This is a genomic window from Actinoplanes sp. NPDC051388 (assembly GCF_055586225.1).
Genome location: NZ_JBVJIP010000011.1, coordinates 34,257 through 59,146 on the forward strand (window position 1 = coordinate 34,257; position 24,890 = coordinate 59,146).

Below are 24,890 nucleotides of genomic sequence, written 5' to 3' on the forward strand. Positions count from 1 at the left end.
GCCATGGATCCACGCCGCCGCATTCCGCGCACCGACGTCGTGCTGGCCGACCCGATCTTCACGGCCGCGGCCGCGTCCTTCGCCCCGGCCGTCGCAAAGGAGGCCGTGGTCGCGGCGCAGGCAGCGGCGCGGCGCGGCGCGATCGCCCCGGAGGACGTCGCCCGGGTGGCCGCCGCCGCGCTCACCGCCGGCGGCACCCGGCCGGTCATCAACGCCACCGGCGTCGTGCTGCACACCAACCTGGGCCGGGCGGCGTTGTCGCCCGCGGCCGTGGACGCGCTGGTCACCGCGGCCGGCTACACCGACGTCGAGCTGGATCTGCGCACCGGCCGCCGGGCGCGGCGCGGGCGCGGTGCGATGGCCGCGCTGGCCGCGGCCGTGCCCGACGCCGGCGCGGTGCACGTGGTGAACAACGGCGCGGCCGCCCTGGTGCTGGCCGCGACCGCGATGGCCGCCGGGCGCGAGATCGTGGTCAGCCGAGGCGAGCTCGTCGAGATCGGTGACGGCTTCCGGCTGCCCGACCTGCTGGCGTCGACCGGCGCGCGGCTGCGCGAGGTCGGCACCACCAACCGCACGTCGCTCGCCGACTACGCGGCCGCCCTCGGCCCGGAGACCGGCTTCATCCTCAAGGTCCATCCGTCGAACTTCGTGGTCCACGGGTTCACCTCGGCGGTGCCGGTCGCGGAGCTGGCCGGCCTGCCGGCGCCGGTGGTCGCCGACATCGGCTCCGGGCTGCTCGCACCGGACCCCTTGTTGCCGGCGGAGCCCGACGCGGCGAGCGCGCTGCGGGCGGGCGCCGACCTGGTCACGGCCAGCGGCGACAAGCTGCTCGGCGGTCCGCAGGCCGGACTGCTCCTCGGCGGTGCCGACCTGGTGAGCCGGCTGCGCCGGCATCCCCTGGCGCGGGCGTTGCGGGTGGACAAGCTCACCCTGGCGGCGCTCGAGGCGACGCTGCGCGCGGCGGCCAGCCCGACCTGGGACGCGTTGCGGGCCGATCCCGGCGACCTGCGCGAACGCGCGGCGGCGCTCGCCGCCGTCCTCACCTCCGCCGGGCACGAAGCGGCCGCGGTGGACAGTGCGGCGGTCGTCGGCGGCGGCGGCGCGCCCGGCGTCGAGCTGCCTTCCTGGGCGGTCGCGGTGCCCGAGCGCCTCGCGCTCGCGTTGCGGCTGGGTGACCCGCCGGTCGTCGGCCGGGTCGAGAACGGCCGCCTGCTGCTCGACCTGCGCTGCGTGCCGCCGGCTCAGGACGACACCCTCGCCGCGGCGGTGGGCCGCGCCGGCCGGGTCGGCTGAGATGCACGTCGTCGCCACCGCCGGCCACGTCGACCACGGCAAATCCACCCTGGTGCGCGCGCTGACCGGGATGGAGCCGGACCGGTGGGCCGAGGAGCGCCGGCGGGGCATGACGATCGACCTCGGGTTCGCCTGGACCGGTCTGCCGTCGGGCGCCACGGTGGCCTTCGTGGACGTGCCGGGCCACGAGCGGTTCGTGCCCAACATGCTGGCCGGGGTCGGGTCGGTGCCGGCCGCGCTGATCGTGGTCGCCGCCGACGACGGCTGGATGCCGCAGTCGGCCGAGCATCTGGCCGCCCTCGACGCCCTGGACGTCCGGCACGGACTGATCGCCGTGACCCGCAGCGACCTCGCCGATCCGGCCGCGGCCGCCGAGCACGCGCGGGCCGAGGTGGCGGCCACATCGCTCGGCGACGTGGAGACGGTCACGGTGAGCGGCGCGACGGGAGACGGCCTGCCAGCGCTGGTGGCGGCGCTCGACCGGCTGGTGGCCGCCCTCCCGCCGCCGGTCGTCGACGGACCGGTACGGCTGTGGGTGGACCGCGCCTTCACCATCCGCGGCAGCGGCACCGTGGTGACCGGCACGCTGGGCGCGGGCCGGGTGCGGGCCGGCGACGAGTTGACGCTGCCCGACGGCCGGGCGGTGCGCGTACGCGCGGTGCAGTCGCTCGGCGACCCGGTGCCGGAGGCGGCCGCCGTCGCCCGCGTGGCGCTCAACCTGCGTGGCGTCGACCCGGCCGAGGTGAGCCGGGGAACCGCTCTGCTCACGCCGGGCGAGTTCGTCGCCACCGACCTGGTGGACGTGCGGGTGACCGGCGGCGACGTCGCCGGCCTGCCCCGCACGGCGACCCTGCACGTCGGGTCGGCGGCCGTGCCGGCGCGGCTCCGGCCGATCGGCGAGGACACCGCGCGGCTCCGGCTCGAGCGCGAGCTGCCGCTGCGGCAGGGCGACCGCGCGCTGCTGCGCGATCCCGGCCGGCGCCGCCTCGCCGGCGGCGTCACGGTCCTGGACGTGGTGCCGCCGCCGCTGCGCCGGCGGGGTGCGGCCGCCGCCCGGGCCGCGGTGCTCGCCACGATGGACGGCAGACCGGACGAGCGCGCCGAGGTGCGTCGCCGGCTGCTCGTCCGCCGCGCCGATCTGCGACGGATGGGCGTCCCGAGCGTGCTGCCACCGGTCGCGGGCGATTGGCTGGCGGATCCGGAGCACTGGGCGGCGATGCGCGCGCGGCTGGCGGCGGAGGTGGAGCACTACGGCCGGGCGCATCCGCTGGAGCCGGGCATGCCGGTCGACGAGCTGCGCCGCCTGCTGGACCTGCCCGACCGGGCGCTGGTGGAGAGCCTCGTGCGGCCGCCGCTGGTGTCGCGCGGCGGACGGGTCCGCGTCGAGGGTGCCGGCGGGCTGCCCGAGCCGGTCGCCGGCGCCGTGCGGCAGGTCCGCGCCGATCTGGCGCGGGAGCCGTTCGCCGCGCCGGAGGCCGCCCGCCTCGCCGAGCTGGGACTCGGACCACGGCAGATCGCCGCCGCGGTCCGGGCCGGCGCCCTGCTCCGGCTGGGTGACACGGTCGTGCTGGCGCCCGGCGCGCCGGAGGCCGCCGCGGTCGTGCTGGCCGGATTGCCGCAGCCGTTCACCCTGAGCGACGCCCGGCGGGCCCTGGGCACCAGCCGCCGGGTGGCGGTTCCGCTGCTGGAGCTGCTCGACCGCACCGGCCACACCCGGCGGCAGGCCGACGACCGGCGCGTCGTCACCCGCCCCGGGCAGACGGAACATTCCCGGAATGAACCCGGCCTCGACGGGTAGTACCTGCCGTCCGCATCGTCGACCGTCGAGGGAGAGTTCGGGTGGTGACGAACCCCCCGCCGGCATCGTCCGCACCGCGCGCACGTGGCAGCCTGATCGACACACTCGTCACCCTCGCGGGCACACCCGACGATTCGTCGCGGATCGACGGCCTGCTGGTCGCCATCGCTCAGCTCTGCGCAAAGCAGGTGACCGGCGTCAGCTACGCGTCCGTGACCGCCCGCCGCGAAGGCGCCTTCACCACGGTCGCGAGCAGCGACGCCATCGCAACGGCGGTCGACGAGGCGCAATATGCCGATGACGCCGGCCCGTGCCTGGAAGCACTCGTCTCCGGCGCCCCGCGCACCGTGCCGGACATCGCCACGACGATGATCTGGCCCGGCTTCCGCGACACCGCCGTCCGCCTGGGGCTGCGGGCGTCGCTGTCCATCCCGCTCTTCGCCGGGCGCGGCACACCGGCGGCCGCCCTCAACCTCCACAGCCGTGACCAGACCACGATGGCACGACTCACCGCGGCGGTCTGGGCGGCGTACGACCAGGCGTCACCGGACGCCGACGACCGGCCCATCGCCGATCCCGGCGTGGCCGACCTGGTCGAGGGCCTGACCGAGGCGTTCGCCGTGCGGGCCTCGATCCAGCAGGCCATCGGCATCACCATGGGCCGGCGGGGGGCCGGCGCCGACGAGGCCTATCTGGTGTTGCGGCTGGAGGCGGCCAACTCCGGGCTGTCACTGGCCGAGGTGGCCGGCGCCGTCGTCGCCCACCACCGGAACTGATCCCACCCCCGGCCGGCACGAGGAACAAATCTCGGACGAAAGCGTTTGCCGCCGCCGCTGACGGGAAGTCCATCTCGTCCCCTCCGGCGGTGACGCTTCATGAGTCGCGCCGTGTCGGTGCACCGGCGTCAAGAAATGGCGCGGATCTGGGGTCCTCCGGACGGAGGGTCCCGGGAACTCGCTCGCCTCGACGCCAACCGGCGCCGAGGACGTCTCCTGAAGATGCTGGGAGGCTTGGATGACCGACTCGCAGCCCTTGGATCCGGCCGAGGCCTTCGGACGACTCGGCCGGATGAAGCTCGGGGAGACCGACCTCAAAGGCGTCCTGGATCAGGTGGCCGACCTGGCCAAACGAACGATCCCGGGGACGGACGAGGTCTCCGTCACGCTGATCGGTGACCGGGCCCGGACGGTCGCCTGCACCGGGCCGCTGGCCCTGAGCCTCGACGAGCGGCAGTACGCGAACGGGCGCGGACCCTGCCTCGACGCGTCCGCCGCCCACGCCACGCTGTCGTTGCCGGACATGACCACCGAGGACCGCTGGCCGGAGTGGGCCGCCGAGGCCCTCGACGCCGGGGCCCGCAGCTCGCTGTCGATCGGGTTGCCCATCCACGAGACGGTCACCGGCGCGCTCAACGTCTACTCCACCAAGCCCGACGCGTTCGACAGCGACGCGATCATCCTCGGTCAGACGTTCGCCGGCTACGCGGCCGTCGCGCTCGCCAACGCCCACAGTTACGACGCCCAGGCGAACCTGGCTCAGCAGATGCAGGCCGCGATGCAGAGCCGCGCGACCATCGAGCAGGCCAAGGGCATCATCATGGGCAGCCGGCGCTGCTCGGCCGACGAGGCGTTCGCCATCCTCACCCGGCTCTCCCAGGACACGAACCGCAAGCTGCGGGACGTGGCCGTCGCGCTGGTCGCGAGCGCCGCATCGGACAAGAGCTGAGCCGGCGCGCCTAAACCGCGGCCGGTCGGCCGGCCACCCGCGGCCGCGGCCGCGGCACCACCCTGCCGATGTCCGCCATTGCGCCCCGGCCGAGCTCGGCGCACAGTGTGGCCAGCCCGGCGGGGTCGAGCGCCGCCCCGGCGGCGTGCTCCTGCTCGTATCCGACCTGGCCCAGGGCCGCGCCGCAGCGCCGAGCGGTCTCCCGTGCCCGGCGCTGATCGGGCTCGGCCACCGGCCGGCGCGGGTCGCCGCGATAGCGTCCGGCCGCGCCCAGCAGGCGCGCGGCCAGGTCCGGCGCGGCCGGTGCCAGCAGCTCGGCGTGCCGCTCCAGCATGGTCGCGATGTCGACCCGCTCGAACCGGCGGGTGGCGCGCGGCAGGGCTTCGGCGAGGGCCCGGCCGGCCGCCTCCGGCCCGGCCACGACGTGCAGGACCACGCTGCGGCGCAGGCCGATGAGTCCGCCGACGACGGCCAGGTCGTCCGACGAGCCGGCGATGAGTTCCCAGGCCCGCTGGGCCGCCGCGCCGGCCTCGGCCACCGCGTCCGGGTCGCCCAGGTCCAGCAGTGCGAGCGCCCGCACCGTCAGCGCGTCGGCGGCCATCCGTCGCCGTCCGGCCGGCAACGTCAGCGCCACGATCTCGGCCGCGAGCGCCGCGGCCCGCTCCGGATCCCCTCGCTCGAGCACGGTTTCGGCCAGGTTGCTCAAGGTGCAGGCGACGTCGACCGGGTCGTTGACCTCGGCGCGGTAGGGCAGCGCTTCGGAGAGCAGCCGGTCGGCCTCGGCCAGATCGCCGCGTTGCAGAGCCAGGTTGCCCAGGTTGTTCAGGGACCGCCCGATCAGGGCCGGGTCCGCGCGGTCGCGGGCCGACGCGAGCACGTATCCGATGTGTGTCGCGGAGGTGGCGAGGTCCCCGCGGTGGGCGGCGGTCTCGGCCAGCAGCAGCCGGGCCCGGCTGCGCCCGCTGTCGTCGGCCGGGTCGAGCAGGTGCAGCGCCTCGTCGGCCAGTGCGGTGGCCGGGTCGAGTTCGTGCCGGGTGGCGGCCAGCTTCGCCGCGCGCAGCAGTGCGCCGGCTCGCACCGTGGGTGAGGCTTGGCCGGCGCCGATCGCCGCGAGCACCGCTTGCCCCTCGGCCAGGTGACCGGTGATCTCGGCCAGCTCGTAGACGTCCTCCACGGTGGCGGTGTCGAGCAGGTCCGGCGCGTGGGTGGCGGCCCAGATCAGCGCGGCCCGGATGTTGTCCCGGTCCCGGTCCGGCGGCGAACCGGCGGCGGCCGCGACCCGGGCCGCCGGCAGACGCCGCAGATAGCGGGCGCTGACCGCCGCGTACACGGCGGAAGCGCTGGGATCGGCGTCGAGCGACTCACGGGCGTATTCCCCGATCGCGCCGGCCAGCCGGTAGCGGCTGGCCGCGGCCTCGGTGGACACGGTCACGATCCGGGCCGCCACCAGCTCGCCGAGCGGGTCCAGCACCCAGCCGCCGGCGCGGTCCAGTGCGCCGGCCATCGCCTCCAGATCGGTCAGCAGCACCCCGCCGGGGCAGGCGCCGAGCCAGCCCAGCAGCTCGCGGGCGGCGCCGGTGACGACCTCCACGCTGGACTCGATCGCGGCCCGCAGCGAGCGGTGCCGGGCCGGCACGCCGAGCGGCCCGCCGGCCAGCAGGTCCAGTTGCCGGTTCAGGCGCGCGTGCAGTTCGGCCGGGCTGAGCACGCGCAGGCGCGCCGCGGCCAGCTCCAGCGCGAGCGGGAGGCCGCCGACCGCACGGCAGATCGCCGCCAGCTCGGTGGTGTGCGCGTCGTCGGTCGCCAGTTCCGGCCGCGCGGAAGCCGCGCGCCGCCGGAACAGGTCCATGGCCGCCGGCAACGGCAGCTCGGCCAGGGGCAGTTCGTGCTCGCCGTCGACGCCCAGCCGCACCTGGCTGGTGGCGATCACGATCAGTCCCGGGCAGCGGTGGGTCAGCGAGCGGATCCAGGGTGCGGCGCCACCGACCCGTTCGAAGCTGTCCAGGACCAGCACGATCCGGCGGGTCCGCAGCTCGGCCACCACCCGGTCCAGCGGGTCCAGCCTCGACCGGCCACCGGCGCCGAGCGCCTCGGCGACCAGCTCGGGAACGGCGTCGGTGGAGTGCGTCGCGGACAGGTCGAGGCAGCGGACGTCCGTGCGCAGCCGGCCCCGCAGAACCGTCACGGCCTCGCCGGCCAGGCGCGACTTGCCCACTCCGGCCGGTCCGGTGATGGAGATGACCCGGTGCCGGGCCTTGGCCGCGCACTCCACGAGCTCACCCAGCTCCACCCGGCGGCCGAGAAGCTCGCCGCCGGTGGGCAGATCGGCGACCGGCGGGGCGGTCAGCTCCGGAACCCGGGCGGCCACCTCGAAGCGGGCCAGCCGTTCGCCGTCGAGGCCGAGGGCCGCGCCGATCGCCCGCACCGTGTGGCGGCGCGGCTGGGCGGTGGCGCCGGACTCGATGTTGCGCAGCGCGCGCTCACTCATGCCGCAGCGTGCGGCGAGCTCACCCTGACTGAGACGGGCCGAGTGCCGGTACCGCACGACCAGCTCGGCCCACGGGGAGCGCGTGGTGCCATCCATGTCGACGACCGTAGAAGAAGACCGGAAGTTTGACCGGCATTTTCCCGACGGCTGCGGGTTCCCGACAGTGCGCGGGGCTCAGGCTCGCCGCATGACTTCTCACCATGTGCTCACACACCGCCACCGCTACAGACGGCGGCGCGGACGGCCGATCGCGGCGGCGGCGACCGTCGTGGCGATGGCCGCCGGGCTGCTCGGGGTCGTGGTGGTGGCCGGCCCGGCCGCCGCCGATGTGGCCAACGGCGCCCTGATCTACCAGGTCGGCAACAACGAGGGCCAGGTCAACGTGTACCGGGCCGACGGCTCCTTCAGCCACAGCTTCGCCAGCGGCATGAACGGCGGAGACCAGTTCACCTCCGGGGACGTCGACGGAGACGGCGTCGAGGAACTCCTCGTGCTGGGCACCACGACCGGCGGCCTGACCGTGTTCGAGGACGACGGCACCGGGCACCAGCCGTTCGGCACCTTCGCCGACGGCGGGGACCGGCTGGCCGCCGGCGACCTCGACGGCGACGGCAAGGACGAGATCATCATCGCCGGGGACGGCGACGGCCTGGTCGAGGTGTACGCCGACACCGGCGCCAAGCTGGACGACTTCCCCTCCGTCCTGGACGGCAGCGACTACCTCGCCGCCGGCGATGTGGACGGGGACGGCCGCGAGGAGATCGTCATCCTCGGCGACGGCAACGGCGACGCCTACTTCTATCGCGGTGACGGCACCCAGCTGCACGGCTTCTTCGACACCGGCTACAACTCCGACGACAACTTCGCGCTGGGCGACGTCAACGGCGACGGCATCGTGGAGATCCTCATCGCGGGCGACGTGGGGCACCAGGTGGACATCTTCAATCACCTGGGTCAGCCGATCCTCCCGGACGTGGCGACGTCCTACACCGCCGACGACGGCTTCGCGGCCGGTGACGTGAACGGCGACGGCAAGGACGAGATCCTGGTCGCCGGAGACGGCAACGGCGACATCGACGTCTACGACTTCCTCGGCAACCAGGTGGGATTCGTCGACCACTCCGGCTTCGACGACGACGACTTCCTGGTGGTCGGCGGCAGCCGGGACGTGGACACCGACGGCATTCCCGACCAGGTCGAACGCTTCGGCATCCGGACCCCCGACGGCGGCTGGTCGTTCCGGCCGCAGGACTTCGGCGCGAGCCCGTGCCGGCCGACGATCTTCGTGAAGGCCGACCACATGGCCGCGACCACCGGCACGGGCGCGCACCCGCACGCCCCGGCCGAGGCAGCCATGCAACTGGTCAAGGACGCGTTCGCCAAGGCGCCCCGTCCACCCCTGGCCAAGTGCCCCTTCCCGAACTACGCCAACAACGGCGGCGTCCTCCTCGTGCTCCTGCCTGGCGAGGAGTATCCGCACCGGACCCTGCTCACCCCCAGCGGCGACGACGATCAGATCTACGCCGACTTCAGCGACATCCGGGACGGCACGAACAACAACGGCAACAACCCCGGCGGGCACGATCGGCTCGCCGATCCGCAGCGGCCCTACGTCCACTACGCGCTCTGGGCGCACAAGCTGGTGACCTCCGGGGACGACTACGGCGGCCTCGCCATGGGCAAGGACTTCGTGGTCAGCCTCGGCGACACCACCGGCTCGCTGGGCGCGACGCAGGGACAGGCGGCCACGTTCATGCACGAGCTGGGCCACACCCTGGGCCTGGGACACGGCGGGTCGGACAGCATCAACTTCAAACCGAACTACATCAGCCTGATGAACTACGCCTTCCCGCTGGGTCTGCTGCCGGGCAACCGGCTGGACTTCTCCACCGGCAAGCACGCCGACCTGGACCAGTCGTCCCTGGACGAGCGGCGCGGCATCGGCGACGCGACCGTGCGGACCGGGTTCTACCGAAACGGCACCACCCTCTCGTACGGGCCGGGCGAAGGACCGCTGAACTACAACGGGAACACCAGTGATCAGGACAGCGGCATCGACGTCGACATCAACGGCGACAACGGTGGCGACTGTGTCAGCCCCGGCAAGGACAAGCAGCTCACCAGCCCGACCGCGGGCGACGATCGCAAGGCGGTGCCACCGCAGTCGGCGGTCAACCCGACCATGGTCATCCATGCCGGAGCCAACTACGTCTGCGAGACTGACGCCGCCCGGGGCAGCGACGGCGAACCGGTGGACTACCAGGATCAGCCGTCCGGCACCGACATGCGGCTCCTCAAGGATCACGACGACTGGGCCCAGCTCGAATTCCGGGTGCGGGAACGCGCGGCCGACACGCCGGCGCCCTTGCCGGCCGAGCTGACCACGGGTCAGCTCGAGGCGATCGTCGCCACCCAGGACCAGTCCGTCTATCCGGACCGCACGCTGAGCTTCGGCGCCGTGCCGCCCGGCACCGAAGCCGACGCGCCCGGGGTGGCGCACGACGCGAATCGGATCTATGTGACCTGGGGCTATCACCCGATCGGCAACCCGCACGGCGACCCGCACGCGGGCCAGTTGGTGGTGCTGGACCGGGCCACCCTGCGGGTCCTCAAGCGGATCACGGTCGGTCATGAACCGCGGTCGGTCGCGGTCAACCCGGTCACCAACAAGATCTACGTGGTGAACTACGGGCCGAGCAGCTACAGCGTGTCGGTGATCGACGGCGCCACGCTGGCGGTGAAGGCCACGATCCCGACCGGCCAGGCGCCGATCGACGTGGCGGTCAACTCGCGCCTCAACCGGGTCTACGTCACGCTGCCGTACCAGGAGAAGCTGGCGGTGATCAACGGCGCGACCGACACGCTGGCGACCAAGGTCGACGTCGGGCCCGGCCCGACCGGGCTCGCGGTGGACGAGGCCGCCGGCACCGTGTATCTGGCCCTGGACAACCGTTCCTATCAGCCGTTCGTCAACGCGCTCGGCGTCGTGACCGACACCGGGTCCACGGTGACGGCACGGCCACCGGTGCCGATCCCGGGCTTCACGCTGCCGCGGGCGGTCACCGTGGACCAGAACCGGGTCTACGTGGGCAACCTCGGCGGCGGCGGTGTCCAGCCGGGGGTGACCGTGTTCGACAAGGCCACGCTCGCGATCACGGCCACCCTGGCCATGCCCGGAAGCGTCCGGTCGATCGGCGCCGACCCGGTCGGGGGCATGCTGTTCGTCAGCACCGACCGGGGCGTGCACGCTGTGCACACCCAGTCGCTGACCACCGTGCGGGTGATGCGCAAGGACACCCCGATGTGGACGGTCAGCGTGGGCAGCGGGCTCGGCCGGGAGTTCTACGTGGGCGACCGCACCGGCGCGATGACGCGGTTGTCCTACTCCAGCGGCTCGGCGCCCCCGGGCTGAGCCGCGCTCGCCGGACGCCGGGTGTCGTGGCGCTGGGTGTCGCAGCCCAGTGCCACCCCGGCGTCCGTCGGGTGGTTCCCGCCGCTCAGGGACCAGGGGCGTGCCCGGGGCGGCGCACCTCGTCGGTGAGCGGGCTGACCAGGCCCGTCTGAAAGGCGATGACCACCAGTTGCGCGCGGTCCCGGGCGCCCAGTTTGCCCATCGCATGGCTGACGTGAGTGCGGGCGGTCGCCGGGCTGAGGAACAGCTCGGCGCCGATCTCGTCATTGCTCAGCCCCTGCCCCACCAGCGCCAGCACCTCACGCTCGCGCTGGGTCAGCACCGCCAGCCGGTCCGCGCTGTTCCTGGCCACCGTGCGGGCCGAGGTGACCTGCGCGATCAGGCGGCGGGTGATGCGCGGCGCCAGCAGTGCCTCGCCGGCGGCGACGACCCGGATGGCGTGCAGCAGCTCGGCGGGGCCGGCGTCCTTCAGCAGGAATCCGGACGCGCCCGCCTCGAGCGCCTCGAACACGTACTCGTCCGTCTCGTAGGTGGTCAGGATCAACACCCGGACCTGCTGGAGGCCGACGGTCCGGGCGATCTCGCCGGTCGCCTGGATCCCGTCCAGCTTGGGCATCCGGATGTCCATCAGGACGACGTCCGGCCGGGTGGCGCGGGCCTGTGCGACGGCCTCGATGCCGGTGGTGGCCTCGGCCACCACCTCGATGTCGTCCTCGACGTCGAGCAGCAGCTTGAATCCGGAACGCACCAGCCACTCGTCGTCGGCGAGCAGCACCCTGATCGGCGGACCGCCGGATGACACGTCGTCCGGGCTCACCGGCGCACCGGTTCGGCCGGCGCCAGCGGCAGCCGGGCCTTGACCTCGAAGCCGCCGTCCGGCAGCCGCCCCGCGGCCAGCTCGCCACCCAGCAGGAGGCAGCGCTCGCGCATCCCGAGGATGCCGCGTCCGGGCTCCGCCGGGACCGTGCGCCCGTTCTCTGCCCCGGCATGGCCCGCCTCGTTGGTCACCCGGACCTCCAGGGTGTCGATCCCGTATTCCAGCACGACCTTCACCCGGGTCGGGCCGACGTGCCGGATCACGTTGGTGATCGACTCCTGCACGATGCGGTAGGTGGCGCCGCTGACCACGCTGGGCGGCGGCGACGGTGGCTCGGTCAGCTCCAGCTTGATGTCGAGTCCGGCCTCGCGGGCGGTGGCGGTGAGCTCGTCGATCTCGGTCAGGCCGGGAGCCGGCGCCCGGTCCCCGCCGGAGTCGCGCAGCACGCCGAGGACGGTCCGCATCTCCTGCAGTGCCCGGGAGCTGGTCTGCTCGATGGTCCGCAACGTCTCGCGGGCCCGTTCCGGCCGCTTGTCGAGCACGTGCGCGGTGACGCCGGCCTGGATGTTGATGATCGCGATGGCGTGCGCGACGGTGTCGTGCACCTCCCGGGCGATCCGCAGCCGCTCGGCGTCCACCCGGGCGCGGGCCTCCTCCTCCCGGGTCCGTTCGGCCGCGTCCGCCCGGGCCACCGCCTCGGCCGCGATCACCCGCCGGGACCGCACGGACTCGCCCAGGGCGGCGCTCATGATGCTGCCCCCGATCCGGAAGAACACCCACCCGATCGCGGCCCGGGGCTCGATGTCGGCCGCGGCGACCAGCCAGCAGGTGGCCATCGCCGCGATGCCCACCCCGGCCAGCACGAGGGACCGCCGGCCGTCGCCGAGGGCGGTGAGCGTGTACGTCGCGACGAAGAGCCCGAGCCAGCTCGGGCCGTCGGGAAAGTCGAGGGTGTAATAACCCACGCTGGACAACGCCGTCGTGACGAACACCGCGACCGGCCAGCGGCGCCGGACCGCCAGCACGGCGCCGCTGACGATGATCAGGGCGAAGCCCAGGTATCCGAGATCGGACAGCGGGCGCAGCACCGTCTCGGGCTCCGCCGCCACCCGCCGGAGAGACCCCTGAACCTGCATCACCGTCACGAAGATCGCGATGATCAGGTCCTGCGCCCAGGTGGGCGGCCGGAGCGAGCTGATTCGGTCCCGCATGCCGACATCGTAGACAGCGCGGGAACGACGCGACTCCCGTCAGACGCGTACGTGCCTACGACGAGGAGCGCGGTCGGCGCCGGGCCGCCTACGCCCGAGAGCGTAGGCGATAGCCGTCCCTCGGCCGAGGACCCGGCCGCACCGCCGATGCGACGATCGCTTCCTCGACCTGAGGGGGCTCTCCCATGCGCAAGGCATTCAATGGACTGGCCGCGTTGGTCATGCTGGCCATCGTCGTGCAGTTCTTCCTGGCCGCCAGCGGGGCGTTCGACTCCGCCCCCGCCGAGGAGGCGTTCCGCCCGCACCGGATGCTGGGGCTCGGCACCGTCGTCCTCGCCATTCTGCTGACCGTCTTCGCCGCCATCGCCCGCATGCCCGGGCGTCTCATCGGCCTGTCCGGCCTGATCGCGGGGCTCGGCCTCCTGCAGGCCGTGATCGTGGTGATCGCCAAGGCATTCGGTGACACCGGGGAGACCACGACGGCCGGACAGCTCGTGTTCGGCCTGCACGCGGTCAACGGCCTGGCCATGATGGCCGTGATCGGCATGATCGTGCGGCAGTCCCGGGCGTCGGCCGCGACGGCGCCCGCCGGCAGCCCGGCGCGATCGGTGTCATGACCGCGGTTCACCTGATCCTGCTGGACCACGGGGTCGCGCTGCTCGGTGTGGCCGCCTGGTTCGGCGCCGCCGTCACGGCCGCGCTGCGGCGCTACCGGCTCTCCTCCGCGCTGCTCATCGCCGCGGTCGCGGCGACGGTGATCCGGATCGCGAGCGTGGCGGCACTGTCCGCTCGAGGCTGGTGGTTCGTCCAGGAGAAGGCGCTGCTCGGCCTTCCCCTGCTCGGCCTCTCCGGGCTGGCCGCCGTGCTCGTCGCCTGGCCTCGGCTGCGCCTCGCCGGCCGGACGCCCGCCGGGACCGTGCCGGCCGGTGCGGTGGTCGCCCTCTTCACTGCCGGGTACGCGGCCCTGGCCGGTCTCGTGGTCACCTTCGTCGCCGGGTACCCGCTGCGGTGGAGCACCGCGCTGATCGCCGTCTCGCTGGTCTGCGCCGGCGCGCTGCTGACCTCGAGGGTCATCGCGGCACCGGCCGGGGAGCCCGCCGACGCCGACCCGCCGGACGGTCCGACGGCGGCGCCGCGCGGCAAGCTCTCCCGGCGCCGTTTCGTCAGCCTGGTCGGCGCGGTCGCCGCGGGAGCCGGGATCACCGGGACCGGCCTGCTCTTCCGGCGCCCCCGCACCGTCGTGACCGGCGGTGGGCCGGGGCCGGCCGCCGCGACGACGGTGTCGGTGGCCGACCTGCGCGGTCCCGGTGCACCCGGCCCCGCCGGCACCATCCGGCGGCACACCGTCACCGCCCGGACCGCGACGGTGCGCCTCTCCTCCGGCCACGATGTCAGTGCGTGGACCTATGACGGCAAGCTCCCCGGTCCGGCGATCACCGCGACGGAGGGTGACCTCATCGAGGTGACGTTGCGCAACGCCGATGTCGAGGACGGCGTCACCGTGCACTGGCACGGCTACGACGTGCCCTGCGGCGAGGACGGCGCGCCCGGCGCCACCCAGCACGCCGTGCCACCGGGCGGTGAGTTCGTCTACCGGTTCGGCGCCGACCAGCTGGGGACGTACTGGTACCACACCCACCAGGCCTCGCATCCGGCCGTCCGGAAAGGCCTGTACGGGACGCTCGTGGTGACGCGGCGGCCGGACCGGCCGGAGAAGGTGGAGCTGGACCTGACGCTGCCCGTGCACACGTTCGACAGCGCGGTGGTGATCGGCGATCAGGAGGGGCGCGCCGTCCACGAGGCCGGCCCCGGAGCGTCCGTGCGACTCCGACTGATCAACACGGATTCGACCCCGCACCGGTTCGCCGTCACCGGCGCGGCGTTCCGGGTGACGGCCGTCGACGGCCGCGATCTCCATCGGCCGGGCGAGGTGCGCGAGGCCGGGCTTCGCCTGCCGGCGGGCGGACGGTACGACGTGGTCCTGACCATGCCGGCCACACCGATCGCGCTGGTGCTCGACGGCCGGAACGACCGCGGTGTCCTGCTGCGACCCACCGGCCCGGCCGGGAGCGAGCCGGTGCTGCCGGACACCTCCGGATGGCCCGAGCTGGACCTGCTGCACTACGGCGAGCCCGCAGCCGTGCCGTTCAATGTCGACGACGCCGATCGGCACTTCACCATCGTGCTGGACCGATCCCTGGCGATGGTCGACGGCAGCCCTTCCTATGCGCAGACGGTCGACGGCCTCGGGCATCCATCGGTCCCCGACCAGCTCGTGGCCGAGGGCGACGTGGTCCGCTTCACCGTGGTCAACCGGAGCGTGGAGACCCACCCGTGGCATCTGCACGGCCACTCGGTGCTGATCGTCTCGAGGGACGGCACGCGCTCCTCGGGCAGCCCGGTGTGGATGGACACCTTCGACGTGCGGCCGGGTGAGGTCTGGGAGGTGGCTTTCCGGGCCGACAACCCGGGGATCTGGATGAACCACTGCCACAACCTGCCGCATCAGGAGCAGGGCATGATGCTGCGCCTCGTCTACGACGGCGTCAGCACTCCATTCGACGCGTCCCACGCGCACTAGCCGCACGCCACTGGAACACCTGACCGTTGCCATTCCGCTGTCCGAAGGGAATCCCGATGTCCGTTCGTCGTCTTTTCACTGCCGTCGCCACCGCGGTGCTCGGCTCACTCGCCATCGCCGCACCGGCCGCAGCTCAGGTTTCGGCCGCAACGGAGACCGGCGGCTCCGGCCGAGCCGGAGCCACGATCGCCTTGGCGCTCGCGCTGCTCGGGGTGATCGCCGGTGTCTGGGCGCTGCGCTCCGCCGCTCGCCCGGCGGGCAACGGCCGGATGGTCGCCATCGTCGCCGTGGTGCTGGCGCTCGCCGGCCTGGTCGTCGGCGTGATCGCGCTGCTGGGCGCGGACGGCGGTGTCGGCACCGGCAACGGCCTGGGCGGCGCCATCGTGGCGGTGGTGCTGGCCCTGATCGGGCTTCTCGCCGGCGGGATGGCACTCGCCCGGTCCCGCCGCGCCGCCTGACCCGCGACGCCACGACAATGGCGGCGACCGGTCGGTCGCCGCCATTCGCCTGCCGGTGGTCGTCGGACTGGCGAGCATCGACACCGTCTGCGGATGTGCGGCGGCGGCCCACCGGAACCGACACACCCGATCCGGCCTGTCGCCGGGCAACGGTGCCGAGACCGGCGGACGGCTCGTCGCCCGGTCAGCGTCCGGCGGGCTGGAACAACTCGACCGGGTTACCGGCCGGATCGTCGAGCACAGCCTGCCGGCCACCCGGCCCGGACACGATGTCACTGCGGAACTCCACGCCGCCGGCGCGCAACTCGGCCACCGCCTTGTCGATGTCCTCGACGATCAGATGGATGCGGTTCCACCCACCCGGCTGCGGCTGCCGACCACCCGGCAACGCCCGCCCGGCCGAACTCGTCGGACCCGACAGCAGCAGACGCAGACGGCCGAGCCGCACGTCCGCGAAAGCCGGCAGGAACACCGAGTCCGGCGTGAACCCCAGATGAGTCGTGTAGAAGTCGACCGCCGCCTGCACATCGTCCACCAGGTAGCGGACGTTGACGGTGTCGTCGATCGGTGTCGTCATGACGCCTCCGTTTCGGATCGGACAGTGAGCACGTGCAACAGCAACTCGATCCGCTCCCCCAGCCCGGCCGCGACCCGCTCGAACGCCGCCTGCCCATCCGGCTCGGTGGACGGATCCGGAATGCTCCAATGGATGCCGGCCGGACGGCCGGGAAACTCCGGGCACACCTCGCGGATCTTGTCGCACAGGGTGACCACGAAGTCGAAATGCTGGCCGGTGAACTCGTCGAGATGCTTGGACCGGGCCGCACTGATGTCGACGCCGAGCCCGGCCATCGTGGCGACCGCGTCCGGATGGACCGGCTTGGGCCGGCTGCCCGCGCTGAACGCCGACACCGCACCACCGGACCGGCGGCGCAGCAGGGCCTCAGCCATCTGCGAGCGCGAACTGTTGCCGGTGCAGAGAAACAGAACCCGCGCTCGCACCGGCGGCGCCGACGCGGGCGAGGTCGGTCCCAGCGAAGGGTGCAGCGCGCCGCCGACCGCCGCCAGCAGCTCACCGCAGCGGGCGATGTCCAACCGGTAGTAGGTGTCGCGGCTGTCCGCCGAACTGCGCCGGGAGCGCACCAGATCGGCCTTGCGCAAAAGCCCCAGATGGTATGAGACCAGACTCTGCTGCTGACCGAGCAACGCCGTCAACTCGTGCACCCGCCGGTCGCTGTGCGCCAGCTCGCTCAACAGCCGCCACCGCACCGGATGCCCTGCGGCCTGCAGGAACACCGGAGGCGCAGACGACGGTCGACTCTCCACGGGAACCACCCCTCAGAGATTACATCAAATCAGTTTGATGCAATAGCGACCGACCGGATGCGTTGCGCAGGTGCGCACCGGATCCGCGGTCCACGGCGTTAGCGCCGCGGAGACGGCCCTATGGTCGTCCGTGGAAAAGACACCCCGTCGAATCCTGCCGTGTGGTCCGGGCCGTGCGGCGGCTTCGGATCGGTGTGCCACGGGGGGATCGAGAGGGGCTGTCTGAAGTGGACTTCGTCCTGCCCGAGTTGGCCTTCGCGGGCGACCGGGAACAGATGCGCGCTGATGCGCTGGCTGAGCTCGAGGCGGCCGGCGGGCTGACCTATCGGGCTCCGCCGTTCGTGGAGACCGGCGACGACACCGGCACGGTGCGGGTGGCCGTCGATCACACCAACGCGGTCGTCGACGTGCACTTCCGGTCGGACTGGCAGCGGGAGCTGACCTCGTCCGAGCTGGGCGAGGCGCTGCTGGAGGCGAGGCGCAACGCGTCGTTCACGATGATGACCGCCCTCGCGCTGGACGCGCTGGCGAAGGAGGAGAGGGTGCGGGCCGGGTACGACCCCGAGCCGGTCGAGCCGACGCCGCCGCCCGTCGCGGATCCCGCACCGGACATCCGCGAGATCTGGCGGCGGATCACCGAATCCGAGGACCGGTACTACCGCGCCACCAAGGCTGCCCGTGCGGCGCGCGAGATCCGTACGCTGCGCACTCTCTCCGGGCTGATGACCGCCACCTGCGAGGGCCGCACGATCACCGGCATCGCGGTCGACCCGGTGGCGGCCCACCGGGCCGGCCCGGAGCAGCTGCGGTCCGCGGCGATGGAGCTGTTCCAGCAGGCCGCCCAGCCGATCGAGAGGGATGACCGATGACGAGCGTGCAGATCATCACCGACACTGTCCGCGAAGAGGCGAACAAGTGGCGCCGGCTGTCGGGCGACATGCGGGAGGTCTACCAGAGTCCGGTCGTGGACGGCCTGGAGCTGGGGGTGTCGTCGTTCTTCATCGGCCCGACCGAGATGGTGCCGACCGCGATCCACTGGGATTCCTACTGCCAGTTCCTCAACCACTTCAAGACGCTGACCATCGGCGCGGCCTTCGAGTGGGAGCAGATCCAGGAGGCGTTGAACTGGATGGCGGACGAGTTCGACCGCGTCGACGAGATCGCCGTGGAGAGCATCAAGGCGGTCTGGACCGAGCGAACGACCGTCGACGGAACCCTGGCGGCCAACCCGGACGCGTCGGCGGACGACGGCGGGAGGCCCGCTCATGAGCCCCAGTGAGCCGCAGAACACGGCATTGGACCACACGAGCGCGATCGAAACGGAGATCGAGCGGATCCGCGAACGGATCAACGACATCGCCAACCGCTTCACCGCCGTGATCGAAGCCATCGACAAGAGGTGGCTGGAGCTTCCGGCGTCGGTGCAGAACAGGGTCCGCGGGTTGATCGACGCCATCCGCACGTCGATCAACAAGATCCTGGACATCGTGTCGGCGGTCCTGGCCCACTATTCGCCGATCATCTCGATGATCGACATCAGCTTCCACTGGCTGCACGCGGTCAAGCGGCCGATCTCCAACATGGTGGGCGCGACCGCCAAGTGGGCCAGCCCCGACATGGCCAAGTGGGAGGGCGACACCTCCGTCCACTACAAGGAGCAGGTCCTGGTGTTTCAGCCGGCCGCCACCGAGGCGCTGGCCGACCAGGCAGGTTTCATCAGCGCCTGGCTCTACGAGATCGTGATGGCCAACGTCGATTACGTCACGAATCTGGCAACGGTGGTCGGCACGGTCGCCGGGGAGATCACGACCGCCGCCATCGAGGCCGCCACGGTTGTCGACGTGCCCTTCGCCGTCGCCGACCTCGCGGCGGCGGTGGGCGCGTGCGTGGAGTCCTCGGTCAACAACCTCATCGGCATCGGCAACCGGATCATCGTGGCCGGCGAACGGTCCCGGCAGGTCCTGGACACCCTGGTGAACGAGAGCAGGTTCACCAACGGGCTCTGGCCCGAGTCGGTCGCGCCCCCGGATCCCAAGGTCACCCTGAACGGCTGAGCCCGCGCCACAGGCTGCGCCGTGCGCGCAGATGATGCGAAGGCCCTTTCGGGACGGCAATGGGCGCGCCACGATGTGCGAACAGGGCCGCCGACGGAAACACGGTTGCAAACACCGGCCCTCCCGCACCCGAGCGAAACGGGGCGAAGAGCTCAGCCCGGCCATCGATGTGGCCGGGCCGGACGCGTGCACGCCCGCGCGGTGCAACATTCCTGCATATGCATCATATTGACCCTTGGCGATGCGTGAACCTATCGTCGATGACATGCATTCCTGACGCTTCGCAGGACGATCGCGCAATTGTTCGAAGAATTGCCGACACCGGAATCCGCCCCGGGACCCGCGCATTCTCGCCATGCCACCAATGGATGGGGATGCCGCGTGTCCACATTGCGCCGGGGCATCCGGCACACGCCGAAGGACCCCCATGACACGCCTCCGTCTGATCGCCGCCGTCGCGATCACCGCCACCGCCGTGGTGCTGACCGCCGTCGCCGCCCGCCCCGCCCTCGCCGACACCCTGTTCACCGACGACTTCAACGACGGCAACGCCAACGGCTGGAGCCGATCCGGCGGTTCCTGGTCGGTGGTCGTCGACGGCACGTCCGCCTTCCGCCAGTCCGGCACCAGCGCCGACGCGAAGGCCCTCGCCGGCGCCACCTCCTGGACCGACTACACCGTCCAGGCCCGGGTCAAGCCGATCGCGTTCGCCGGCTCCGCCCGGTCCGTCGGCATCGCCGCGCGAGCCCGGTCGACCAGCGAGTTCTACGCCCTGGTCCTGACCGGCGGCGCGGCGGCGCAACTGCAACGGGTCAGCGGCGGCACGGCGACGGTTCTCGGCACGGCCCCGGCAGGCAGCGCCACCGGCTGGCGCACCCTGTCGCTCAGCGTCCAGGGCACCACGCTGACCGCCTCTCTCGACGGCACGCGGGTGCTCCAGGCCACCGACAGCGCCATCGCCGGCGGCCGCGCCGGGCTGATCGCCAACTACGCCTCCGGGGTCTTCGACGACGTCGCGGTCACCACCGGCACCGTCGACCCCGGCCCGTCGCCCACCGACCCGACGCCGCCCCCGGCCGGTGACTGCCGGGTCTCGGGTTCCCCGGCCGGCTTCGCCACGGTCAGCGCGCAGGGCCAGAGCGGCACCTCCGGCGGCGCGGGCGGACCTACGGTCGCGGTCGACACCGCCGCCGAGCTGATCTCGGCGATCGCCACCAGCGGGCCGCTGACCGTCTGCGTCTCCGGCACCATCGCGCTGCCGGCCGGCATGTACGACGTGACCAGCGACAAGTCGATCCTCGGCGTCGGTGCGAATGCCGGCATCACGGGCGGCGGTTTCAACGTCGGCCTGCCGGTCTCGTCGGTGACAGCACCGCCCAGCGACGCCGTGCACAACGTCATCATCCAGAACCTGTCGTTCCGCGACGCCTCCGACGACTCGATCAACGTGCAGATGTTCAGCCACCACGTCTGGATCGACCACAACGACCTGGCCGAGGGGTACGACGGGCTGATCGACATCAAGCGCGGCTCGTCCTATGTGACGGTCTCCTGGAACCACACCCACCACCACACCAAGAACATGCTGCTCGGGCACGACGACAACAATTCGGCCCAGGACACCGGCCGGCTCAAGGTGAGTTACCACCACAACTTCTTCGACCGTACGCCGCAGCGAAATCCACGCGTCCGGTTCGGTGAGCCGGTGCACGTCTACAACAACTACTTCGTCTACAACACCGACACCGGGGTCGCCTGTCAGAACAACGGCGGTTGCGTGGTCGAGGGCAACTACTTCGAGGATGTCGAGGAGCCGGTCACCAACACGTACGCCGGTCCGGCCGGCCGCTGCGTGGCCCGCAACAACGTGTTCGCCGGCGAGTCCGGCGCGCCGGAGTGCAGCGGCACCGTGCAGGAGCCGTCGTCCTACTACCCGTACACGCTGGACGATCCGGCGTCGGTGAAGTCGATCGTGACCGCCGGCGCGGGTGTGGGGAGGGTCTGATGCACCTCGCCCTCGCGGCCGCACTCGCGGCCACCGTGCTGATCACACCGCAGGCGGCCGCCGGACCGGACGGCTTCGCCGCCGTGGCCGGGCTCGGGTTGTCCGGCACCACCGGCGGCGCGGCCGGGCCGACGGTCACGGTCACCAACGGCACCGACCTCGCGCGGTACGCCGGCACGAACTCGCCCTACACGATCCTGGTGTCCGGCACGATCTCGATCAGCGACATGATCACCGTGGTCGCGAACAAGAGCATCCTCGGCGTCGGTTCGAGCGCCGAGATCAGGGGCGGTGGCCTGCAACTGGGCTCCACCACGCGGCCCGGCAACAACGTGATCATCCGGAACATCCGCTTCGGCACCGCGAGCGACGACTCGATCAGCGTCACCAACGGCGCCCACCACGTGTGGATCGACCACAACGAGTTCCTGCCGGGCTATGACGGATCGCTGGACATCAAGCGTAAGTCGACCTTCGTCACGGTGTCCTGGAACAGATTCCGCGGCACCGACAAGTCCATGCTGCTCGGCCACTCGGACACCTACCGGGACGACATCGGCTACCTGAAGGTCACCTACCACCACAACTACTTCGACGGCTCCAACCAGCGGCACCCACGGGTCCGCTTCGGCGAACCGGTGCACGTCTACAACAACTACTACCGCGACAACGGCGAGTACGGCGTCGCCTCCACCGAGAACGCCGGGGTGGTCGTCGAGGGCAACTACTTCGAGAACGTCGAGTTTCCGTGCCACTCGGTCAGCGGATACGCCGAGAGCGAACCCGGCCGCCTGGTCCAGCGCGGCAACGTCTTCCTGAACAGCGGCGCCTGCGAGGCGGGCGGCGCCGTGGCCGAGCCGCGGTCCTACTACCCGTACACGCTGGACCCCGCGTCCAGCGTGCCGTCGATCGTCGGCTCGGGCGCCGGCGTGGGGAGGATCTGATGCGCAAGCTGCTCTGCGCCGCACTGCCGGCGCTGCTGGTGACCGGTGGGAGCCTGATCGCCGCGACGGCCGCCGCGGCGGCCGCGTCCAACGCGGTGGACGGGTTCGCGTCGGTGGCCGCGCTCGGCCTGCCCACCACCACCGGTGGTGTCGCCGGCCCGACCGTCACGGTCGACACGACCGACGAGCTGCTGGACGCCATCGACACGGTCGGCCACCTGACGATCCAGGTGCAGGGCACGATCCAGATCGAGAGCAAACAGGGCGTACGCCCGAACAAGACGATCATCGGGGTCGGCGCGAACCCGGCCGTCTCGGGAGGCGGTTTCGACTTCTACCGGTCGTCCAACGTGATCGTGCGGAACCTGACGTTCGTCGACGCCGAGGACGACGCGGTGAACGTCGGCCAGAACTCGCACCACATCTGGATCGACCACAACACCTTCCGGCGGCCGGTGGACGGCTCGATCGACATCGTGCGCGGCGCCGATTACGTCACGGTGTCCTGGAACCACTTCGCCGGCACCGACAAGAGCATGCTGATCGGCCACTCCGACGGGGCCTCGTCGACCGACGTCGGCCACCTGAAGGTCAGCATCCACCACAACTTCTTCGACGGATCCCGCCAGCGGCATCCGCGGGTCCGCTTCGGCGAGCCGGTGCACGTCTACAACAACTACTTCAGGAGCAACGCTCTCTACGGGGTGGCCTCCACCATGAACGGCGGTGTGCTCGTCGAGGGCAACTACTTCGAGAACAACCCGTTCCCGTGCTTCTCCGCGAGCGGGTATGCCGACAGCGGGCCCGGCCGCCTGGTGCAGCGCGGCAACGTCTTCACCGGATCCGGAACCTGCGAGACGGGTGGTGCGGTCGCCGAAGCGCGCCAGTTCTACCCGTACACGCTGGACCCGGCCTCGTCCGTACCGTCGATCGTGCCGGCCGGAGCCGGCGCCGGAAAGATCTGACCTGAACGGCGACGCGGCTTGCGTACCCGTCAGTCGAGGTCTCTGAGCACGGAGCGCAGGATGTCCGGGGTGTGGTCCGGGGGTCTCGCCTCGATGATCAGCTTGGACACCGCGGCGGTGTATCGGTCGATGTCCTCGCGCTTGTCGAGATAGAGCGCGCCGGTGAGGTGCTCCATGTAGACGGTGTCGGGCAGATCGTCCAGGGGAAACCGCAGAATCGTGAAGGCGCCACCCGCGGCCGCGTGCCCGCCGAGGGCGAACGGGATCACCTGGAGACTGACGTGGGGGTGGTCGCACTGCTTCAGCAGCGCGGCCACCTGCTCCCTCAGCACGTCTCTGTCGCCGATCGGCCGGCGCAGCACGGCCTCGTCCAGCACCGCCCACAGGCGGGGTCCGTCCGGCCGGTCGAGCAGCCGCTTGCGGGCCATCCGCAGCTCGACCCGGCGGTCCAGCTCGCTGATGTCGGCCTGGCCGTGCCCGAGCATGATCACCGCCCGGGCATATGCCTCGGTCTGCAGCAACCCGGGAACGAACTGGACCTCGTAGGTGCGGATCAGGCTCGCCGCGTCCTCCAGACCCAGGTGGTTCTGGTACCAGGCGGGGAGCAGGTCGCTGTACTGGTGCCACCAGCCGGGTTCGTTCGTCTCCCGGGTCAGGGCGAGCAGCCGCTGATGTTCCTGGGGGTCGTGGGTGCCATAGAGTTTCAGCAGGTCAGCGACGTCGCGCTCCTTGAAGCCGACCCGGCCGAGTTCCATCCGGCTGATCTTCGAGCTGGAGCCGCGGATGGCCCAGCCGGCGTCGTCACGACTGATTCTCGCGGCCTCACGAAGACGGCGCAGTTGCGCTCCCAGCTGCATGCGGCGCACGAGGGGGCCACCGCCGTCCGGGTGCGGGGTGCTCATGGTCCGTCTCCTAAGCCGCCCACCTCATGGTGTTGTCGCCTGGCGCCCATCCGCTTACGGCTTGCGTCCCACCGCGCCGTACTGATCGATCTCCCGGGCCTCGGTGTCCGGGCGCCACCGGGTCACCGAGAGCAGGCCGGGCTCGACCAGCTCGAGTCCCTCGAAGAACTGGGCGAGGCGCTCCGGGCTGCGCAGGTGGTAGGGCAACGCCGCGGACTCGTTCCAGATGCGCGCCGCCTCCACCACCTCGGGTGTGATGTCGGTGCCGTCGTAGAGGGCGAGGTAGCTGCCGGACGGCACCGCGTCGAGCGCCTTGCGGACCATGCCCTGCGCGACGGCGTCATCGTCGACGTGGCCGAGGACGCCCATGAACAGAATGGCGACCGGCTGGGAGAAGTCGAGCGTGCGGGCGGCCTCGCGCAGGACGAGGTCGACGTCGTGCATGTCGGCGTCGATGTAGTCGGTGGCGCCCTCGGGCTTGCTGGTGAGCAGCGCGCGGGCGTGGGCGAGCACGAGCGGGTCGTTGTCGACGTAGACGATGCGGGCCTCCGGGTTCACCGCCTGGGCCACCTCGTGCGTGTTGTTGGCGGTGGGCAGGCCGGTGCCGATGTCCAGGAACTGGCGCACCCCGGCCTCGCCGGCCAGGTAGCGCACCGCGCGGACCAGGAAGGCGCGGCTCAGGCGGGCGTTCTCCGCGAGCTCCGGCTGACCGACGAGGATCTGATCGCCGACCGCCCGGTCCGCGGCGAAGTTGTCCTTGCCCCCCAGCAGGTAGTTCCAGATCCGCGCGGTCTGCGGGACGGAGGTGTCCAGAGTGGGTGCCGGCCGCTCGTCGTTCGCCACGTGCGCGTCCTCCTGCTCGAATGGAACAAGACCGATAGATCCGCGCCAGCATAAACCTTGTGGCCACC

The 24,890-nt window shown here is 72.0% G+C and carries 21 protein-coding genes; 14 read left to right on the forward strand and 7 right to left on the reverse strand.

What is annotated here, in order from left to right:
* Positions 1–3: 3 nt before the first annotated feature.
* The 4 genes from selA (at position 4) to ACZ6TI_RS26410 (ending at position 4,816) form a co-directional block, all read left to right on the forward strand.
* Positions 4–1,293, forward strand: a complete 1,290-nt coding sequence (selA, locus tag ACZ6TI_RS26395) for an L-seryl-tRNA(Sec) selenium transferase (protein ID WP_465347828.1) — start codon at positions 4–6, stop codon at positions 1,291–1,293.
* A 1-nt stretch (position 1,294) separates the two neighbouring features.
* On the forward strand, positions 1,295–3,091 hold the full coding sequence (selB, locus tag ACZ6TI_RS26400) for a selenocysteine-specific translation elongation factor (protein WP_465347829.1): 1,797 nt from the start codon (positions 1,295–1,297) through the stop codon (positions 3,089–3,091).
* Positions 3,092–3,135: 44 nt separating this feature from the next.
* Positions 3,136–3,867: a GAF and ANTAR domain-containing protein gene (locus ACZ6TI_RS26405; RefSeq protein ID WP_465347830.1), complete on the forward strand. Its 732-nt coding sequence runs from the start codon at positions 3,136–3,138 to the stop codon at positions 3,865–3,867.
* Between the two features lie 238 nt (positions 3,868–4,105).
* Positions 4,106–4,816, forward strand: a complete 711-nt coding sequence (locus ACZ6TI_RS26410) for an ANTAR domain-containing protein (RefSeq protein ID WP_465347831.1) — start codon at positions 4,106–4,108, stop codon at positions 4,814–4,816.
* Positions 4,817–4,826: 10 nt separating this feature from the next.
* Here the strand turns inward: ACZ6TI_RS26410 and ACZ6TI_RS26415 are convergent, their stop codons facing one another.
* Positions 4,827–7,400, reverse strand: a complete 2,574-nt coding sequence (locus ACZ6TI_RS26415) for an ATP-binding protein (protein ID WP_465347832.1) — start codon at positions 7,398–7,400, stop codon at positions 4,827–4,829.
* A 91-nt stretch (positions 7,401–7,491) separates the two neighbouring features.
* On the opposite strand from ACZ6TI_RS26415, the gene ACZ6TI_RS26420 reads away from it, so the two are divergent.
* Complete coding sequence (locus ACZ6TI_RS26420) at positions 7,492–10,716, forward strand: FG-GAP-like repeat-containing protein (RefSeq protein WP_465347833.1); 3,225 nt, start codon at positions 7,492–7,494, stop codon at positions 10,714–10,716.
* Between the two features lie 85 nt (positions 10,717–10,801).
* Here ACZ6TI_RS26420 and ACZ6TI_RS26425 read toward each other — a convergent pair whose 3' ends face one another.
* Both ACZ6TI_RS26425 and ACZ6TI_RS26430 read right to left on the reverse strand, forming a co-directional pair.
* Positions 10,802–11,533, reverse strand: coding sequence for a response regulator transcription factor (locus ACZ6TI_RS26425; protein WP_465347834.1), 732 nt, complete (start codon positions 11,531–11,533; stop codon positions 10,802–10,804).
* Positions 11,530–12,744: a sensor histidine kinase gene (locus tag ACZ6TI_RS26430; RefSeq protein ID WP_465347835.1), complete on the reverse strand. Its 1,215-nt coding sequence runs from the start codon at positions 12,742–12,744 to the stop codon at positions 11,530–11,532. Before ACZ6TI_RS26430 ends, ACZ6TI_RS26425 begins: the two co-directional genes overlap by 4 nt.
* Positions 12,745–12,929: 185 nt before the next feature.
* Between ACZ6TI_RS26430 and ACZ6TI_RS26435 the strand changes: the two genes are divergently transcribed.
* Genes ACZ6TI_RS26435 through ACZ6TI_RS26445 form a run of 3 tightly spaced genes read left to right on the forward strand, consistent with a single transcriptional unit; the run spans position 12,930 to position 15,783 of the window.
* Positions 12,930–13,361, forward strand: a complete 432-nt coding sequence (locus ACZ6TI_RS26435; RefSeq protein WP_465347836.1) for a DUF6220 domain-containing protein — start codon at positions 12,930–12,932, stop codon at positions 13,359–13,361.
* The gene (locus tag ACZ6TI_RS26440) at positions 13,358–15,325 is read left to right on the forward strand and encodes a multicopper oxidase family protein (protein ID WP_465347837.1); all 1,968 of its coding nucleotides are present in this window, start codon (positions 13,358–13,360) and stop codon (positions 15,323–15,325) included. The genes ACZ6TI_RS26435 and ACZ6TI_RS26440 overlap by 4 nt, the downstream gene beginning before the upstream one ends.
* Before the next feature lie 56 nt (positions 15,326–15,381).
* Entirely contained in the window at positions 15,382–15,783 is a 402-nt protein-coding gene (locus ACZ6TI_RS26445) for a DUF6223 family protein (protein ID WP_465347838.1), read from the forward strand.
* 184 nt (positions 15,784–15,967) lie between these two features.
* On the opposite strand, the gene ACZ6TI_RS26450 is transcribed toward ACZ6TI_RS26445, so the two are convergent.
* Entirely contained in the window at positions 15,968–16,360 is a 393-nt protein-coding gene (locus ACZ6TI_RS26450) for a VOC family protein (protein WP_465347839.1), read from the reverse strand.
* A complete protein-coding gene (locus ACZ6TI_RS26455) occupies positions 16,357–17,109 on the reverse strand; it encodes an arsenate reductase/protein-tyrosine-phosphatase family protein (RefSeq protein WP_465347840.1) in 753 nt (250 codons plus the stop codon). Before ACZ6TI_RS26455 ends, ACZ6TI_RS26450 begins: the two co-directional genes overlap by 4 nt.
* A gap of 227 nt (positions 17,110–17,336) precedes the next feature.
* On the opposite strand from ACZ6TI_RS26455, the gene ACZ6TI_RS26460 reads away from it, so the two are divergent.
* The 6 genes from ACZ6TI_RS26460 to ACZ6TI_RS26485 all read left to right on the forward strand — a co-directional run bounded on the left by ACZ6TI_RS26460 (position 17,337) and on the right by ACZ6TI_RS26485 (position 23,077).
* Positions 17,337–17,978: a hypothetical protein gene (locus tag ACZ6TI_RS26460; RefSeq protein ID WP_465347841.1), complete on the forward strand. Its 642-nt coding sequence runs from the start codon at positions 17,337–17,339 to the stop codon at positions 17,976–17,978.
* Positions 17,975–18,388: a hypothetical protein gene (locus ACZ6TI_RS26465; protein ID WP_465347842.1), complete on the forward strand. Its 414-nt coding sequence runs from the start codon at positions 17,975–17,977 to the stop codon at positions 18,386–18,388. Before ACZ6TI_RS26460 ends, ACZ6TI_RS26465 begins: the two co-directional genes overlap by 4 nt.
* Positions 18,375–19,163, forward strand: a complete 789-nt coding sequence (locus ACZ6TI_RS26470) for a hypothetical protein (protein ID WP_465347843.1) — start codon at positions 18,375–18,377, stop codon at positions 19,161–19,163. Before ACZ6TI_RS26465 ends, ACZ6TI_RS26470 begins: the two co-directional genes overlap by 14 nt.
* A gap of 427 nt (positions 19,164–19,590) precedes the next feature.
* A complete protein-coding gene (locus ACZ6TI_RS26475) occupies positions 19,591–21,168 on the forward strand; it encodes a pectate lyase family protein (protein WP_465347844.1) in 1,578 nt (525 codons plus the stop codon).
* The gene (locus ACZ6TI_RS26480) at positions 21,168–22,112 is read left to right on the forward strand and encodes a pectate lyase family protein (RefSeq protein WP_465347845.1); all 945 of its coding nucleotides are present in this window, start codon (positions 21,168–21,170) and stop codon (positions 22,110–22,112) included. The genes ACZ6TI_RS26475 and ACZ6TI_RS26480 overlap by 1 nt, the downstream gene beginning before the upstream one ends.
* On the forward strand, positions 22,112–23,077 hold the full coding sequence (locus ACZ6TI_RS26485) for a pectate lyase family protein (protein ID WP_465347846.1): 966 nt from the start codon (positions 22,112–22,114) through the stop codon (positions 23,075–23,077). The genes ACZ6TI_RS26480 and ACZ6TI_RS26485 overlap by 1 nt, the downstream gene beginning before the upstream one ends.
* 29 nt (positions 23,078–23,106) lie before the next feature.
* Here ACZ6TI_RS26485 and ACZ6TI_RS26490 read toward each other — a convergent pair whose 3' ends face one another.
* Both ACZ6TI_RS26490 and ACZ6TI_RS26495 read right to left on the reverse strand, forming a co-directional pair.
* Entirely contained in the window at positions 23,107–23,979 is an 873-nt protein-coding gene (locus ACZ6TI_RS26490) for a helix-turn-helix domain-containing protein (RefSeq protein ID WP_465347847.1), read from the reverse strand.
* A gap of 54 nt (positions 23,980–24,033) precedes the next feature.
* Positions 24,034–24,822 (reverse strand): SAM-dependent methyltransferase, encoded by a 789-nt coding sequence (locus ACZ6TI_RS26495; protein ID WP_465347848.1) that lies wholly within the window; start codon positions 24,820–24,822, stop codon positions 24,034–24,036.
* Positions 24,823–24,890 lie beyond the last annotated feature (68 nt).